Here is a 14,489-nt window from a genome sequence, read left to right as displayed (position 1 = left end):
CGCCGGCGTCAGCCGTTGAGGATGTCGCCGTGCGGCGCGTTCGGCATGCCGTACACCTGCTCGACGTAGGCCGCGTACGCCTTCGGCGCCGCCTCCTTGATGAAGTCGCGCTGGTCCGGCGGCAGCGTGCCGACGGCCTCCTGAACGGTCTGCGGGGAGCCCCCGTAGATCATCATGCCCAGGATCACCAGCGTCTTGTCCTGCGGAGTGCTCTCTACGATTTTCGCGGTCATCTCGTACCACTCGGCCGCGGTGATGTGCTTCTCGATCAGCGGAAGGACCTGCTGCTCCTCGGCGTCGAGGTGCTCGAGCACCGCCGGGACCATCCGGTCGAGGGTCTCGGCCACGGCCGTGCCCCCCGCGGCCTCGCCGGTGCCGCGCCAGGCCGCCACCGCAGCCTCGAGTTCGGTGATGGTTTCGGCGAGCCGCTCGTGCTGTTCCTCCATCAGGTGGACCGACGGGGCGATCTCCTCCGGGCATCGTTCCAGCAGCCTCGGCCAGATGGCCGTGTCCTCGGCCTGGTGATGGTGGTGCAGCATGTAGCTGATCAGTTCGATGTGGCCGGCGACGAGTTCGACTCGCTCCCGGTCCCCGTCGGCCACCCCTCGGGCCAGCTCGGCGAGCGGCCCGAACTCTCGCCTGAACGCGCCATGCACCATGATCATCTCGCGCGTTTTCGCGCCAGGCGCACTCTCGACCATTTATTACTCCCCCGTAATGTTGAACATTTGACGAACCGACTGTAGTAGAGCTCATCACCTCACGAACAGGAGGGGGTGAAACGGGCGCAAACAGCCCGTGTCGATCTAGTACTTGGTGCGCCTGAGCCGCCTGCCGAGGAGGTGGCCGTTGAGCACTTTCTGGTCTTGCTCGACGTGAACCGTCAGGTGGGGATCTCCCGCCAGCGGGGCGACGCGCCGGCCGCGGACGGCGGCTGGTGACGACCACCCGGATCTCTGGGAAGGCCCTGAGCAGGTCGCGCAGCCACGGCCTGATCGCCTTGCGCTGGTTGCCGGTCAGCTCGTCCACGCCGTCGATCAGCAGCAGCGCACGCCCGGAGGACAGCTGCCGGTGCGCCCAGCCGGACGGCATGAGACCGGCGAGCACCCCGGCCGTCAGGTCGCGGAACTGCTCGGGCCTGGGCAGGTCACCGTCGGCGTGGCTGCGCAGCTTCACCAGGAACGGCACGCAGCCGTTCCACTCGGTCAGCTCGCCCTCGAACCCGCCGCGCGCCGCCGTGATCGCCAGCCAGCGCAGCAGCGTGCTCTTGCCACCCCCCGCCTCGCCGCGGAGCAGCATCCGGCGGCCCTGGCCGAGCGCGCTCTCCACCCGCATCGTCGCCGGCTCGTCAGGGACGTCGTGCCAGGCGTCGTGGGCGGTCCTCGCGCGGGTGGCGGTGACGGACAGGCTGAGGTACGCGGCCTGAACCGCTCGACCCGTACACCGAGGATTTCGAGATTGTCGAGCGTCTCGGAGACGTGCGCCAGGTAGCGGCGGCGGAACTCGGTGTCCCGGTCGGTGCCGTCCGGGGCCTCCAGGGTGCGCACCGGGAGCCGTTCCAGCATGGCGGACAGCTGCTCACCGAGACCGGACAGGCGGCCCAGCATCTCGGTGGCGGCGCGCGGCTGGAACTCGGGCAAATGGCGGACCACCCTGACCAGGCAGTCGCAGCACTCGTCCAGCACGACCTCGTAGAGCCGGGACCGCGCCTCACCGAGGTCCTTGGGGGCGGGCAGGGTCGCGCGGATCGCCCGCGCGAGGCGTACCGGATCGGCGTCGGCGGCCAGCAGGGCGCGGTCGGAGAGGTCCGCGCGGGCCAGGGTGTCGCGGACCTCGGCGAGCACCACCAGGCGGTCGTCGTCGCCGAGGCCGGGGAACTCGTGCCCGCACAGCTTCAGCACCCGCGCCGCCACCGCGTCGGCGATGTCGTCGAGCTGGCGTTCGGCCTTGCGGCGGACGAAATGGTCGGGGGAGCGGATCCGCATCAGCTCGACGAGCGGCGTGCGGGCGCTCTCATCGGTCGAACGGGCGGTCAGCCACGTGCGTAACGTACGCTCGTCGACCGCCGTGCCCACCTTCGGGGGCGGCGGTCTCCAGGGTCACCGGCCCATCATCGCCGGATCAGCCGAGTGCGGCGGCCTCGGCGGCGAGCTTCTCGATGCGGCCCCAGTCCCTGGACGCCAGGGCGTCGGCCGGGGTGAGCCAGGTGCCGCCGACGCAGCCGACGTTCGGCAGCGCCAGGTAGTCGGGGGCGGTGTTCACCCGGATGCCGCCGGTCGGGCAGAAGCGCACGTCCGGCAGCGGACCGGCCAGCGACTTCAGGTAGGGGACGCCGCCCGCCGCCTCGGCGGGGAAGAACTTCAGCTCCTTGACCCCGCGCTCGACCAGCGCCATCACCTCGGACACGGTGGCCGCGCCCGGCAGGTAGGGGACGCCGCTCGCGTCCATCGCCTCGACCAGCGACAACGTCGTGCCCGGCGAGACGAGGAACTTCGCCCCCGCCGCCACGGACGCCGCGATGTCCTCCGTCGTCCGTACGGTGCCCGCGCCCACGGTGGCGTCGGGCACCTCGTCGGTGATACGGGCGATGGCGTCCCGGGCGGCCGGCGTGCGCAGGGTCACCTCGATGACCGGCAGGCCCCCGGCCACCAGCGCCCGCGCCAGCGGGACCGCGGTGTCAACGTCGTCGATCACCACGACGGGGATCACTGGGGCGAGATCGAGCAGGCTCATGGATTTCTCTCCTCGTCGGCCGGGTCACGGCCGTCTGGTCTTTGAACAAGCGCCCAGGTCGCCACCGGGCGAGACTGCCCGGCCGTTCCCGGGTGAAACGCCCCGAATCCCCATCGGACGCGCCGCTTCCCCCGCTCCCAGCGGAAACGCCGGCCGGGGATTCACCCCGCGCCCTCCGTGCGGGCGCGCTGGCGCAGCCACGCGGCGGCGCCGGTCAGCGCGGGCTGGGGCGCGACGATCAGCACGGTCCCGATGGCCGCCAGATAATCGGCCATGTCGGGATTGTCGGTGAAACGTGTGCGAAAGGCGCTGGTACGCACGCGTTCCACCATACGGGGCAGCACTCCGCCGCCCAGATACACCCCGCCCCTGGCCCCGAGCGTCAGCGCCACGTTCCCGGCGAAGCCGCCCAGCATCGCGCAGAAGACCTCGACGGTCTCCGCGCACAGCGGGTCGTCCTCCCGGGCCACGATCTCCGAGGCCGTCAGATCGGGCGCGCCGACGCCGTGCACCTCGGCCAGCGCCCGGTGCAGCCGCACCAGGCCGGGCCCGGACAGCACGTGCTCGGCCACCACGTGCTCCAGCCCCTGCGCGCGCAGCGCCCGGACGACCTCGAACTCGCGCGGCTCCGCCACCGGCACCGTGACGTGGCCGCCCTCGCCGGGCACCGGCGTCCAGCCGTCGCGCGACGGCACCAGCCCGCCGACGCCGAGCCCGGTGCCCGGGCCCAGCACCGCCTTGGCCCCCGCGCCGGGCGGTGGCCCGCCCAGCGAGACGAGGTCGTCGCCGTCCAGGTGCGGCAGCGACACCGCCAGCGCCTCGAAGTCGTTGAGCAGCACGGCGTACGGGACGCCGAGATCGCGCACGGACCCGGCCCACGACGAGTTCGTGAGCCGGTAGCGGTCGCCTTCGACGGGTCCCGCCAAGGCCAGGCAGGCCGCCCCCGGTCGCACTCCGCCCGCGTGTTCCACGAGATAGGCGGCTACGGCTTCGGGGAGGGTCGCGTAGTCGGCCCCGGCCAGTACGGCCACGTTCGAGGGCCTGGCCTCCGGCGAGGTGACCAGGCCGAACCGCGCGTTGGTGCCGCCGATGTCGGCGACGAGCCAGGGCAGGTCAAAGGCGCTCACGCACACCTCCGGCGTCCGGGACGGCGACAAGATCGTCCGTACACCGAAGGATGATGCCACGCGCGGAGACGGCGGCGCTCACCGCGCCAATCCGGCGGGACGCACGCCCGCCGGCGTGCCGGTCTCCAGGTGCGAGGAGCCCGCCTCGGCCGGGAAGCCCAGCCCGGGGCCGTGCTGCGCCGACTCGGCGCCGCTCACCCCGAACACGCCCGCGCCGCGCTCGGCCGGCCCGGCCATGCGGCGGAAGGTGGCGAACAGCTCGCGGCCGGTCCCGACCCACTGCGCGTCGCTCAGCGGCCGGCCCTCGGGTGTGCGGCGGGCCAGCTCCTCGGCGGGCACCAGCAGCTCCAGCGTGCCCGCCGCGGAGTCGAGCCTGATCACGTCGCCGTCGCGCACCAGCGCGATCGGCCCGCCGTCGGCCGCCTCCGGCGACAGGTGGATGGCCGCCGGCACCTTGCCGGACGCGCCCGACATGCGGCCGTCGGTCACGATCGCCACCCGCTGCCCCCGGTCCAGCAGCACGGCCAGCGGCGGCGTCAGCTTGTGCAGCTCGGGCATGCCGTTCGCGCTGGGCCCCTGGTAGCGGATGACCGCCACGAAGTCCTGCCCGTCCAGCCCGCCCGCCTCGAACGCGGCCAGCAGGTCGGCCTGGTCGTCGAAGACCTTGGCCGGCGCCTCGATCACCAGGTGCTCGGGCTTGACCGCCGAGACCTTGCTGACCGCGCGGCCGAGGTTGCCCTCCAGCATGTGGATGCCGCCGTCGGCGGCGAACGGGTTCGCGACCGGGCGCAGCACGTCGAGGTCGGCGCTGCCGCCGGTGACCGGCGCCCAGACCAGCTCGCCGTCCACCAGCTCCGGCGCCTCGCGGTAGCGGTCGAGGCCCGGCCCGGCGACGGTCATCACGTCGGCGTGCAGCAGGCCCTCGTCCAGCAGGTCGCCGATCAGGACCTGCATGCCGCCGGCGTCGCGGAAGTGGTTCACGTCCGCCTGGCCGTTCGGGTAGATCTTGGTCAGCGACGGCACGACCTTCGACAGGCAGGCCAGGTCGTCCCAGGTCAGCTCGATCCCCGCGGCGGCCGCCATGGCCACCAGGTGGATCGTGTGGTTCGTGGACCCGCCGGTGGCCAGCAGCGCGACGCAGGCGTTCACGATGGACTTCTCGTCGACCAGCTCGCCGATCGGCGTGTACTCCGCGCCGTGCGCGGTGATCTCCACCGCGCGGCGCCCCGTGGCCGCCGTGAGCGCGTGGCGCAGCTCCGTGTGCGGGTTGACGAACGTCGAGCCCGGCAGGTGCAGGCCCATGACCTCCATCAGCGCCTGGTTGGAGTTGGCGGTGCCGTAGAAGGTGCAGGTGCCGGGGGAGTGGTACGACTTCGCCTCGGCGTCCAGCAGCTCGTCACGGCCGACCTTGCCCTCGGCGAAGAGCTGGCGGGTGCGCGCCTTGACCTTGTTCGGCAGGCCCGAGGTCATCGGCCCGGCCGGCACGAAGATCGCCGGCAGGTGCCCGAAGTGCAGCGCCCCGATGAACAGCCCCGGCACGATCTTGTCGCAGACGCCCAGCAGCAGCGTCGCGTCGAACATGTCGTGCGACAGCGCGATCGCGGTGGCCATGGCGATCACGTCGCGGCTGTAGAGGGACAGCTGCATGCCGGCCCGCCCCTGCGTGATGCCGTCGCACATGGCCGGCACGCCGCCCGCCACCTGCGCCACGCCCCCGGCCGCGCGCACGGCCGCCTTCAGCTCCGGCGGGTACGTCTCGTACGGCTGGTGCGCCGACAACATGTCGTTGTAGCTGGTCACGATGGCCACGCCCGGCTTGGCCGTGCCGCGCAGGGCCGGCTTGTCCTCCGCGGACGCGCCCGCGAAGCCGTGCGCGAGGTTGGCGCAGCCGAGGTGGGCGCGCGCCGGGCCCTTCGCCCGCGCGGCCGCGCCCTCACGCCGGATCCGCTCCAGGTACGCGGCCCGGCTGGCGGCGCTGCGCTCGGCGATCCGGTCGGTGATCTCCTGGATGACGGTGTTCATGAACCCTCCTTGACCGGGTCCGCGAACCCGAGGTCGCTCCTTGCGTTCACGCGTGCTCCCCGTCGTGCTCCCCGTCGTGCCAGGTACGGCCGCTGCGGCCGAGCAGCTCGTGGGCGGCCGCGGGGCCCGTGCTCCCGGCCGGGTACGGCTCCGGCAGCGCCGGGTCGGCCTTCCAGGCGTCCAGGATCGGGTCGATCCACCGCCAGGCCGCCTCGACCTCGTCGCGCCGCATGAACAGCGTCGGGTTGCCGTCCAGCACGTCGGTCAGCAGCCGCTCGTACGCCTCCGGCACCCGCGTCGTGAACGTCTTGCCGAAGCTCAGCGCCATCGGCACCGGCTTCAGCGACACCTCGCCCGCGCCCGGCTCCTTGGCCATGATGTGCAGCTCGATGCCCTCCTCCGGCTGCAGCCGCAGGACCAGCCGGTTCGGCGAGCCGCCGGGGAAGATGGAGTGCGGCACGTCCTTGAACTGCACCACGATCTCCGAGCGCCGGTACGGCATCCGCTTGCCGGTGCGCAGGTAGAACGGCACCCCCGCCCACCGCCAGTTCTTGATCTCGGCCCGGATCGCGGTGAACGTCTCGACCCGGCTCGAAGCCTCGGTCGGCGGCGTGGAGGCCGGCTCGTCGAGATAGCCCGGCATGCCGTCGGCCCCGACGTACTGGCCGCGCACGGTGAAGCGGTCGACCTCGCCGTCGATGATCGGCCGCAGGGACTGCAGCACCTTGACCTTCTCGTCGCGGATGGCCTCGCGGTCGTTGCGGGCCGGCGGCTCCATCGCGGTCAGCGTCAGCAGCTGCAGCAGGTGGTTCTGCACCATGTCGCGCAGCGCGCCCGCGTGGTCGTAGTAGCCGCGCCGGCCGGGCGTGCCGACGGTCTCGGCGGCGGTGATCTGGACGTGGTCGATCCAGAGCGAGTTCCAGATCGGCTCGAGGAAGGCGTTGGCGAAGCGCAGCACCAGCAGGTTCTGCACCGTCTCCTTGCCCAGGTAGTGGTCGATGCGGAAGATCTGGCGCTCGTCGAAGATGGCGCCGACCTCGTCGTTGATCCCCTGCGCGCTCACCAGGTCGTGGCCGAGCGGCTTCTCCAGCACCACGCGCGAGCGCGGCGTCACCAGGCCGGCCTCCTGCAGCTCCCGGCAGAAGGGGCCGAACGTCCTGGGCGGGCTGGCGAGGTAGTAGACGCGGTCGCGGTCCTCGTGCCCGGCCAGCAGCTCGGCCAGCGCCTTCCAGCCGGACCGGTTCTCGCCGCCGACGTCGACCGACACGTGGTGCAGGCGGCCGAGGAAGCGCCGCCACAGCTCGGGGTCGTCGATCGGGACCTGGTCGCGTACCTCGGCGTCCACCTTGCCGCGGAAGTCGGCGTCGGTCAGCCCGCCGCGGGACATGGCGATGACGCGGGTCTCGGGGGAGAGGCGGCCGTCCCTGTCGGTGTGGTACAGCGCGGGGATCAGCTTGCGCATGGACAGGTCGCCTGTTCCGCCGAAGACGACGAGGTCGGCGGTGTGTGCCGTACCGGCTGCTGGGCCGGACGGGTTGGCGGGCGCCGGGTTGGTGGGCACTGCGGGGGACACGGTGAAGGCTCCGATGATCTGCCTAGCAGGGACAGATCGGACACTAACGAGAGTTTGGGTCGTGCACAAGCGGAGTTTTGGTATCTGAGATGAAAAAGTCGCGACTTTTCATGACAGAAGCCCGTGTGGTTCACTTAGCCGATGCCTCGACGTACTGCCGCGACCCTCGCCACGAGTGGCGAGGTGCTCCGACTGATCCGCACCGGTGAGGCCGTCACGCGGGCCGACCTCGGCCGGGTGACCGGCCTGTCGCGCCCCGCCGTGCAGTTGCGCGTCGGCGAGCTGCTGGAACGCGGCCTGGTCGTCGAGCGCACCGACGCCCCCTCGACGGGCGGGCGGCCGCCCGTCCGGCTGGAGTTCAACGCCGCGGGCGGCGTGGTGCTGGTGGCCGCGCTCGGCGCGAGCCGCACCCGGGTGGCCGTCTGCGACCTGGCCGGCAAGGAGCTGGCCGGCCGGGAGTTCTCGATGGACGTCGAGGAGGGCCCCGACGTCGTGCTCCCGCTGCTCATGGACACCTGGGACGAGCTGCTCGGCGACCGGCCGCGCTCGATGATCAGGGGTGTCGGGATGGGCGTGCCGGCCACGGTCGAGTTCGCCGAGGGCCGTACGGAGAGCGCCCGCGTCATGGCCTCGTGGACCGGCGTGGTCATCCCGCCCGTCATCCGTGAGCGTTTCCCGGTGCCCGTCCTGGTGGACAACGACGTGAACGTGCTGGCCATCGGCGAGCACCGCGGCGTCTACCCCGACCTGGGTGACCTGATGTTCGTCAAGGTCTCCACGCGGATCGGCGCGGGCGTGATCGCCGGCGGCGACATCCTGCGTGGCGCCCTCGGCGCGGCCGGCGAGATCGGCCACATCCCGGTGCTGGACGGCGGCGGCGTACTGTGCCGCTGCGGCAACACCGACTGCGTCGACTCCGTGGCCAGCGGCACCGCCCTCCTGCGCGACCTGCGCGCCCTCGGCAAGGACGTCAAGACGATCGCCGACGTGACCGCGCTGGTGCGGGCCGGCGACGCCGAGACGATGGCCACCGTCCGCGAGGCCGGTCGCCGCATCGGAGAGGTGCTGGCCGGCGCGGTCAACATCATCAACCCGGCGGTCGTGGTGCTGGGCGGCGACGTGGCGGAGGCGTTCGGCCCGCTGGTGTCGAGCATCCGCGAGGTCGTCTACCGCCGTTCCACGGCCCTCGCGACCCGCCGGCTGCGCATCGAGCCGAGCCGGCTCGGCGCGGGCGCCGGCATCACGGGCTGCGCGGTGATGGTCCTCGACCACGTGCTCTCCCCCGAGGCGGTCGACGTGAGCATGACCCTCACGTCCCTGAGCCCCGACACCCTGATCGCCCGCCCCGCCGGCTGATCACCACGGCCGCCACCTGAACGGCCGTACGGCCGGGACGGCGAGGAGAGCGTGGCGGTTGCGTCAGAGATCCCAGCGCGGGGCGGGGCTCTCCTGGACGCGGCCGTCGACGCTGAAGATCAGGTGGCGGTCGAAGGCGTCGGCGAACCAGCGGTCGTGGGTGACCGCCAGCACCGTGCCCTCGAAGCCCTCCAGCCCCCGCTGCAGCGCCTCCGCGCTGGCCAGGTCGAGGTTGTCGGTCGGCTCGTCGAGCAGCAGCAGCGTCGCGCCCGACAGTTCGAGCAGCAGGATCTGCAGCCGCGCCTGCTGCCCGCCCGACAGCGTCTCGAACGGCTGCCCGCCGGCCGGCGCCAACTCGTAGCGGGCCAGCGCGGCCATCGCGTCGTTGCGGGTCAGCGCGTACTCCCGCATCACCAGCTCGGCCACCGGCCGTCCGCGCAGGTCGGGCCGCAGGTGGGTCTGCGCGAAATAGCCGGGGCGCACACGGGCGCCCAGGCGGGCGGCGCCCGTGTGCGCGATCGGCTCGCGGGCCAGCAGGCGCAGGAAGTGGGACTTGCCGGTGCCGTTCAGGCCGAGCACGCCGACGCGCTCGCCGTACCGGATCTCGGTGGAGAACGGCCGCAACAGGCCGGTCAGCTCCAGCTCCTCGCAGACCACCGCCCGTTTGCCGGTGCGCCCGCCCCGCAGCCGCATCCGGACGTTCTGCTCCTTCGGCGGGCGCTCGGGCCGCCCGGCCCGCTCGAACCGCTCCAGCCGCGTCACCGCCGACTGGTACGCCCCCGCCAGCGCGTCGTTGTTCGCCGACCGCTGCCGCAGCGTGTGCACCAGCCGGCGCAGCCGGGCCCGCTCGTCCTCCCACTGCCGCCGCCGCTCCTCCAGCCGCTCCGCGCGCCGCCGGCGGGCCTGCGCGTACGACGCGAAGGCGCCGCCGTGCACCCACACGCCCCGGCCCTCGACGGTGACGATCCGGTCGGCCGCCTCGGCCAGCAGCCGCCGGTCGTGCGAGACCAGCAGCACGGTCTTGCCCGACCCCCTGATCGACCGCTCCAGCCACTGCTTGCCGCGGACGTCGAGGAAGTTGTCGGGCTCGTCGAGCAGCAGCACGTCGTCGGGGCCGCGCAGCAGCGCCTCCAGCATGAGCCGCTTCTGCTCCCCGCCCGACAGCGTCGCCAGACTCCGGTCGCGCACCTCCTCGTACGGCAGGCCCAGCGCCTCGGTGGCGCACGCGTCCCACACCACCTCCAGCGCGTAACCGCCCGAGTCGGCGTAGTCGGCCAGGGCCTGGGCGTAGCCGAGCTGGGTCTCCTCGTCGTCGCGCGCCGCCAGGGCGGCCTCGGCCCGGGAGGCCGCCGCGGCGGCCTCCCGGACGCGGGCGGGCGCCACGTGCGTGAGCAGGTCGCGCACGGTGCCCGTGCCGAGGAACTGCCGCATCACCCCGACGCCGCTCCCGCTGGTGGAGACCCGCCCCTCGGCCGGCCGCAGCTCGCCCGCGATCAGCCGCAGCAACGTGGTCTTGCCGGCGCCGTTGGGCCCGACGAGCGCGGCCTTGGCGCCGTCGCCCACCCGGAACGACACCTCCAGCAGCAGCGGCCGCCCGTCGGGCAGCAGGTACGACACTTCGCGCACGTCCACGTGCCCCATGGCCCCCATCTCCCGCTCGACCGATGTTCCACCAACTAGACCATCGATCCAGTCACCCGTCCACCGTATTATGCGCGGGTGGAGAACGTGTGGTCGCGACCCCGCAAGGCCCCCAGGCAGACGCTGACGCTGGAGCGCATCGTGGCGGAGGCGGTGGCGCTGCTCGACGAGGAGGGCGTGGACCGGCTGACCATGCGCCGTCTGGCCGAGCGCCTCGGCACCGGCTCGACCACCCTCTACTGGCACGTCACGACCAAGGACGACGTGCTCGACCTGGCGCTCGACGCCGTCTTCGGCGAGGTCCGCCTCCCCGATCCCGCGCCGGATCGGCAGGGCTGGCGGCGACCGGCACGGGAGCTGATGCGCGGCTGGCGGGCGGCCCTGCTGCGCCACCCCTGGTCGGCCACCCTGCTCGACCGCCCGCTCATGGGCCCGAACGCGCTCTCGCGCACCGAGTTCCTCTACCAGACCCTGGCCGGGGCCGGCTTCACCCCGCCGAAGGCCGCCGCCTACAGTCTGGCCAACTACGTCATGGGCTCGGTCATCATGCAGGTGGCGTGGGAGCGCGGCGGCGAAGGCGACGCCGGCGCGTTCCTGCGCGAGCGGGCCGCCCGCTACCCGGTCCTCGCCGAGCACGGCCTCGGCCACACCTGGGACGCCACGTTCGACGAGGGCCTCGGCTACCTGCTCGACGGCATGGAGCAGGCCCGCCGGTAACCGTTCAGCAGGTGCACAACAGGCTGCGCAGCGACGTCTCCAGGCACAGCGCCGAGCGCGCGGCCGACGGCCACGGGAAGCGCACCAGCGACTCGTCCACCCGTACGGTCGCCCCCAGCCGGTCCAGCTCCCACAGCCACACCTCGCCGGCGCGCTCGCCGAGCTGCCGCGCCACGCCCGCGGCGAGCTGCGCGCGGTGCGACTCGTTGACGTGCGCCAGCACCCGCTCGGCCACCTCGGTCAGCGGGTCGGGCGCGGCGCCCAGATATTCGTCGGCGTCCAGCGTCCCCGACTCCTGGCCGGTCAGATAGACGACCTGGCCCACGTCCATCCGCAACAACCGGGGCGCGTCCGCCTGCCCGTACCGCTCCAAGGCCTCGAACAGCCCCTCGTCGGGACAGCGCGCGGCCACCGCCACCGCCGCGGAGCGCGCCTCCTCCTCCGGCACGGCCTCCGCCCATCCCTGCACCTCCACCAGCCCCCGCGGATGCGTGGCCGAGCCCAGCCGCCGCATGGCCGTCAGGTTGACCGCCGCGACGGCGTCGTCGCGCACCCTGTGCAGGGGCTCACCGGGCAACACGAGCAGCACGGGCCGGCCGCGCTGGTCCACCCCACCCCGGACAGGCGACGGGGCGCCGTCGACGGTCAGTTTGGCGACGCCGGCGGTCGCGGCGAGGGTGCGGACCCGTTCGGGGATCGGCAGCATGGGCGCCTCCTTTGAGAACGCGGGCGATGGTAAGTTAGGCTCACCTAAGTAAGGATTACCTAAGCACAAGAGGTGAACGTGCGCTACACCGGCCCCAAGGTGCGACTGTCGCGTCGCGCGGGCGTCCCGCTGACCAGGAAAGCCGTCCGCTACTTCGAGCAGCGCCCCTACCCGCCGGGCGAGCACGGCCGCAAGACCAGCCGGCGCAACACCGGCGACTACGGGCTGCGCCTGATGGAGAAGCAGAAGCTGCGCTGGTACTACGACGTGTCCGAGCGCCAGCTGCGCCGCTACTGGGACCTGGCCGTGCGCAGGTCCGGCGCCTCGGGCGCCGAGCTGGTCACGCTGCTGGAGACCCGCCTGGCCTCCCTCGTGCTGCGCGCCGGCCTGGCCCCGTCGATCTACGCGGCCCGCCAGTACGTCAACCACGGCCACATCGCCGTGGACGGCCGCAAGGTGGACATCCCCAGTTACCTCGTCAAGCCGGGGCAGGTCGTCTCGGTGCGTGAGCGGTCACGCCGGATGCACCCGTTCGTGGCCGCCGCCGAGGGCGTGCACGCCGACGAGCGCACGGCGCCGTACCTGTCGGTGGAGCTGCCGGAGCTGCGTTTCACGCTGACGCACCGCCCCGAGCGCGAGCAGATCATCGTCCCCGTCGACGAGCAGCTCGTGGTCGAGTTCTACTCTCGCTGAGGACGGCGGCGGGCCCAGCGGCCGACTCCGCGCGCAGGCGGAGCTCGGCGACCTCCTTGCGCAGTTCGGCGAGCTCGTCCAGGATCCGCTGGGTGTGGGCCGTGGTGTCCTCCAGCGCGGCCCGCTCCTCGGCGTTCTCCTCGTCCATGGCGCTCACCACCACGGCCATGAACAGGTTGAGCACGACGAACGTGCACACCAGGATGAAGATCGTGAAGAAGATCCAGGCGGACGGGTGCCGGCTCATGACCTCCCTGGCGATGTTGCCCCAGTCGTCGCCCGTCATCGTCTGGTAGAGGGTGAACAACGAGGTCGGCAGGCTGCCGAAGCGGTTGGGCGCGCTCTGTCCGTAGAGCTTGGTGGCCATGACCGCGGCCACGTAGAGCACCAGGGAGAGCAGCACCACGATCGAGGTCATCCCCGGCATGGCCCGCAGCAGCGCCGAGACCACGCGGCGCAGGCTCGGCACCACCGACAGCAGCCGCAGCGCCCGCAGGATGCGCAGCGACCGCAGCACCGACAGCCCGCCCGCCGTCGAGGCGAACGCGACGGCGACGATCGCGGTGTCGAAGAGATTCCACGGGTCGCGCACGAACGCGGCCCGTTCGACGTAGAGCTTGGCGGCCAGTTCGGCGGTGAAGATGTAGAGCGCCAGGTGGTCGACCACCGTCAGCAGCGGGCCGTGGCGCTCCACGACGGCCGGGAACGTCTCCAGGCCGAGAGTGCCCGCGTTGACCAGGATGACACCGACGATGAAGCGCTGGAAGTGCCGGTGGGCGAGGAAGGCGCGGGTGCGTTCACGCACGGGGGCAGGCTCCTAGAAGGTCTGATCATGTGCCCTCCCATGATGGCGCAAGATGATCATCCCGGTGCCTGTGGTATAAACACCGACTTGAGCGGAAAAAGGGGGCGACCGGAACGATGGCGTATCAGCACTACTACGGTCCGCCACCGCAGACCCACCCGAACGGCACCACCATCCTCGTGCTGGGCATCCTCAGCCTGGTGATCTGCTCCTTCCTCGGCCCCTTCGCCTGGGCCATGGGCAACAGGGCGCTGCGCGAGATCGACGCCAGCGGCTACTTCTTCGACAACCGCGGTCAGGTCCAGGCCGGCCGCGTCTGCGGCATCATCAGCACGGTGCTGCTATGCCTCGGTCTCGGCCTCACGATCGTGATCCTGGCCCTCGCCCTGCTCGCCGGGGCCTTCGCCTAGCTCACCCAGCTCACCCAGCGCGCCCAGCGCTCCGAGCCCGCGCTCCAGCAGCTCGAACGCCCGCTCCGCGGCGGCCCTGAGGCCGGGCTCGACGCTCTCCCACGGCTCTCCCGCCAGCTGCCTGCGCACCGCGTAGTCGGTCAGCGCCCGCGTGGTGGTGAGGAGGTGGGCGGCGGCGAGCCGGGGCGTCAGGTCGTCGGGATCGGCGTCGATCTCGTCGGCGAGCGCGCGTGCCAGCGCCGTCTCGCGTTCTTCGTGCAGCGCCCGCATCCGCGCCACCAGCGACGGGCTGTCGTCGACGATCCTGGCGAACACGTCGGCGCCCGGGTTGAGCCCGTGGCGCCAGTCTCGCGTGCCGATCGCGTCGAGGAAGTCGCGGCGGAAGGCCGCCACCGCACTCTCGCCCCGCGCGCGCTCCCGCAGCACCCGCACCGGCAGGTCGACGGCCACGTCGTGCCGGTCGGCGAAGAGGTCTTCCTTGGTGGTGAAGTAGTTGAAGACCGTGTTGACGGACACGTCGGCGGCCCGCGCCACCTCGGCCACGGTCACGTTGTCGAACCCTCGCGCCATGAACAGCCCCATCGCCATGTCGGCGATGCGCTGCCTGGTCTCGCGCTTCTTCCGCTCCCGTAGCCCCTCTGCCATGCCTCCATCGTACCAAGTTTGCAGTGACTCTAAAATTATGGTTACCCTAAATTTGGAGGCG

At 72.3% G+C, this 14,489-nt stretch carries 14 protein-coding genes and 1 pseudogene; 4 read left to right on the top strand and 11 right to left on the bottom strand.

Features of this window, described 5'->3' with window-relative positions:
- Positions 1–8: 8 nt before the first annotated feature.
- From ACIBP6_RS15385 to zwf, 7 genes and pseudogenes are all read right to left on the bottom strand, one after another.
- The gene (locus tag ACIBP6_RS15385) at positions 9–665 is read right to left on the bottom strand and encodes a hemerythrin domain-containing protein (protein WP_397052529.1); all 657 of its coding nucleotides are present in this window, start codon (positions 663–665) and stop codon (positions 9–11) included.
- 319 nt (positions 666–984) lie between these two features.
- Positions 985–1,299 (bottom strand): annotated as a pseudogene (locus tag ACIBP6_RS15380) (NACHT domain-containing protein); the annotation flags it as partial.
- Positions 1,206–2,075, bottom strand: coding sequence for an NACHT N-terminal Helical domain 1-containing protein (locus ACIBP6_RS15375; RefSeq protein ID WP_397052527.1), 870 nt, complete (start codon positions 2,073–2,075; stop codon positions 1,206–1,208). The gene ACIBP6_RS15375 and the pseudogene ACIBP6_RS15380, both read right to left, overlap by 94 nt.
- Before the next feature lie 46 nt (positions 2,076–2,121).
- A complete protein-coding gene (gene eda / locus ACIBP6_RS15370) occupies positions 2,122–2,733 on the bottom strand; it encodes a bifunctional 4-hydroxy-2-oxoglutarate aldolase/2-dehydro-3-deoxy-phosphogluconate aldolase (RefSeq protein ID WP_397052525.1) in 612 nt (203 codons plus the stop codon).
- Positions 2,734–2,894: 161 nt separating this feature from the next.
- Positions 2,895–3,860 (bottom strand): glucokinase, encoded by a 966-nt coding sequence (gene glk / locus ACIBP6_RS15365; protein ID WP_397052524.1) that lies wholly within the window; start codon positions 3,858–3,860, stop codon positions 2,895–2,897.
- 78 nt (positions 3,861–3,938) lie between these two features.
- Entirely contained in the window at positions 3,939–5,882 is a 1,944-nt protein-coding gene (gene edd / locus ACIBP6_RS15360; RefSeq protein ID WP_397052522.1) for a phosphogluconate dehydratase, read from the bottom strand.
- 46 nt (positions 5,883–5,928) lie between these two features.
- Complete coding sequence (gene zwf / locus ACIBP6_RS15355) at positions 5,929–7,443, bottom strand: glucose-6-phosphate dehydrogenase (RefSeq protein ID WP_397053400.1); 1,515 nt, start codon at positions 7,441–7,443, stop codon at positions 5,929–5,931.
- A 153-nt stretch (positions 7,444–7,596) separates the two neighbouring features.
- Between zwf and ACIBP6_RS15350 the strand changes: the two genes are divergently transcribed.
- Entirely contained in the window at positions 7,597–8,811 is a 1,215-nt protein-coding gene (locus ACIBP6_RS15350; protein WP_397052520.1) for an ROK family transcriptional regulator, read from the top strand.
- Between the two features lie 63 nt (positions 8,812–8,874).
- Here the strand turns inward: ACIBP6_RS15350 and ACIBP6_RS15345 are convergent, their stop codons facing one another.
- The gene (locus tag ACIBP6_RS15345; protein ID WP_397052518.1) at positions 8,875–10,452 is read right to left on the bottom strand and encodes an ABC-F family ATP-binding cassette domain-containing protein; all 1,578 of its coding nucleotides are present in this window, start codon (positions 10,450–10,452) and stop codon (positions 8,875–8,877) included.
- A gap of 78 nt (positions 10,453–10,530) precedes the next feature.
- Here ACIBP6_RS15345 and ACIBP6_RS15340 point away from each other — a divergent pair, with 78 nt between their 5' ends.
- Positions 10,531–11,169 (top strand): TetR/AcrR family transcriptional regulator, encoded by a 639-nt coding sequence (locus ACIBP6_RS15340; RefSeq protein ID WP_397052516.1) that lies wholly within the window; start codon positions 10,531–10,533, stop codon positions 11,167–11,169.
- A 4-nt stretch (positions 11,170–11,173) separates the two neighbouring features.
- On the opposite strand, the gene ACIBP6_RS15335 is transcribed toward ACIBP6_RS15340, so the two are convergent.
- The gene (locus ACIBP6_RS15335) at positions 11,174–11,875 is read right to left on the bottom strand and encodes a DUF2470 domain-containing protein (protein WP_397052514.1); all 702 of its coding nucleotides are present in this window, start codon (positions 11,873–11,875) and stop codon (positions 11,174–11,176) included.
- 78 nt (positions 11,876–11,953) lie between these two features.
- On the opposite strand from ACIBP6_RS15335, the gene rpsD reads away from it, so the two are divergent.
- A complete protein-coding gene (rpsD, locus tag ACIBP6_RS15330) occupies positions 11,954–12,568 on the top strand; it encodes a 30S ribosomal protein S4 (RefSeq protein ID WP_397053398.1) in 615 nt (204 codons plus the stop codon).
- Here rpsD and ACIBP6_RS15325 read toward each other — a convergent pair.
- Positions 12,519–13,373 carry an ion transporter gene (locus tag ACIBP6_RS15325; protein WP_397052512.1) on the bottom strand — a complete coding sequence of 285 codons (855 nt, stop codon included), beginning with the start codon at positions 13,371–13,373 and terminating at the stop codon, positions 12,519–12,521. The genes rpsD and ACIBP6_RS15325 overlap by 50 nt on opposite strands.
- A 116-nt stretch (positions 13,374–13,489) precedes the next feature.
- On the opposite strand from ACIBP6_RS15325, the gene ACIBP6_RS15320 reads away from it, so the two are divergent.
- Positions 13,490–13,783, top strand: coding sequence for a DUF4190 domain-containing protein (locus ACIBP6_RS15320; RefSeq protein WP_397052510.1), 294 nt, complete (start codon positions 13,490–13,492; stop codon positions 13,781–13,783).
- On the opposite strand, the gene ACIBP6_RS15315 is transcribed toward ACIBP6_RS15320, so the two are convergent.
- The gene (locus tag ACIBP6_RS15315; RefSeq protein ID WP_397052509.1) at positions 13,715–14,428 is read right to left on the bottom strand and encodes a TetR/AcrR family transcriptional regulator; all 714 of its coding nucleotides are present in this window, start codon (positions 14,426–14,428) and stop codon (positions 13,715–13,717) included. The two genes, ACIBP6_RS15320 and ACIBP6_RS15315, sit on opposite strands and share 69 nt — an antisense overlap.
- Positions 14,429–14,489 lie beyond the last annotated feature (61 nt).

Source organism: Nonomuraea terrae (assembly GCF_044465245.1).
Taxonomy (GTDB): domain Bacteria; phylum Actinomycetota; class Actinomycetes; order Streptosporangiales; family Streptosporangiaceae; genus Nonomuraea; species Nonomuraea terrae.
Note: the sequence above shows the minus strand (reverse complement) of the source record. Positions and strands in the feature narration are given on the sequence as shown.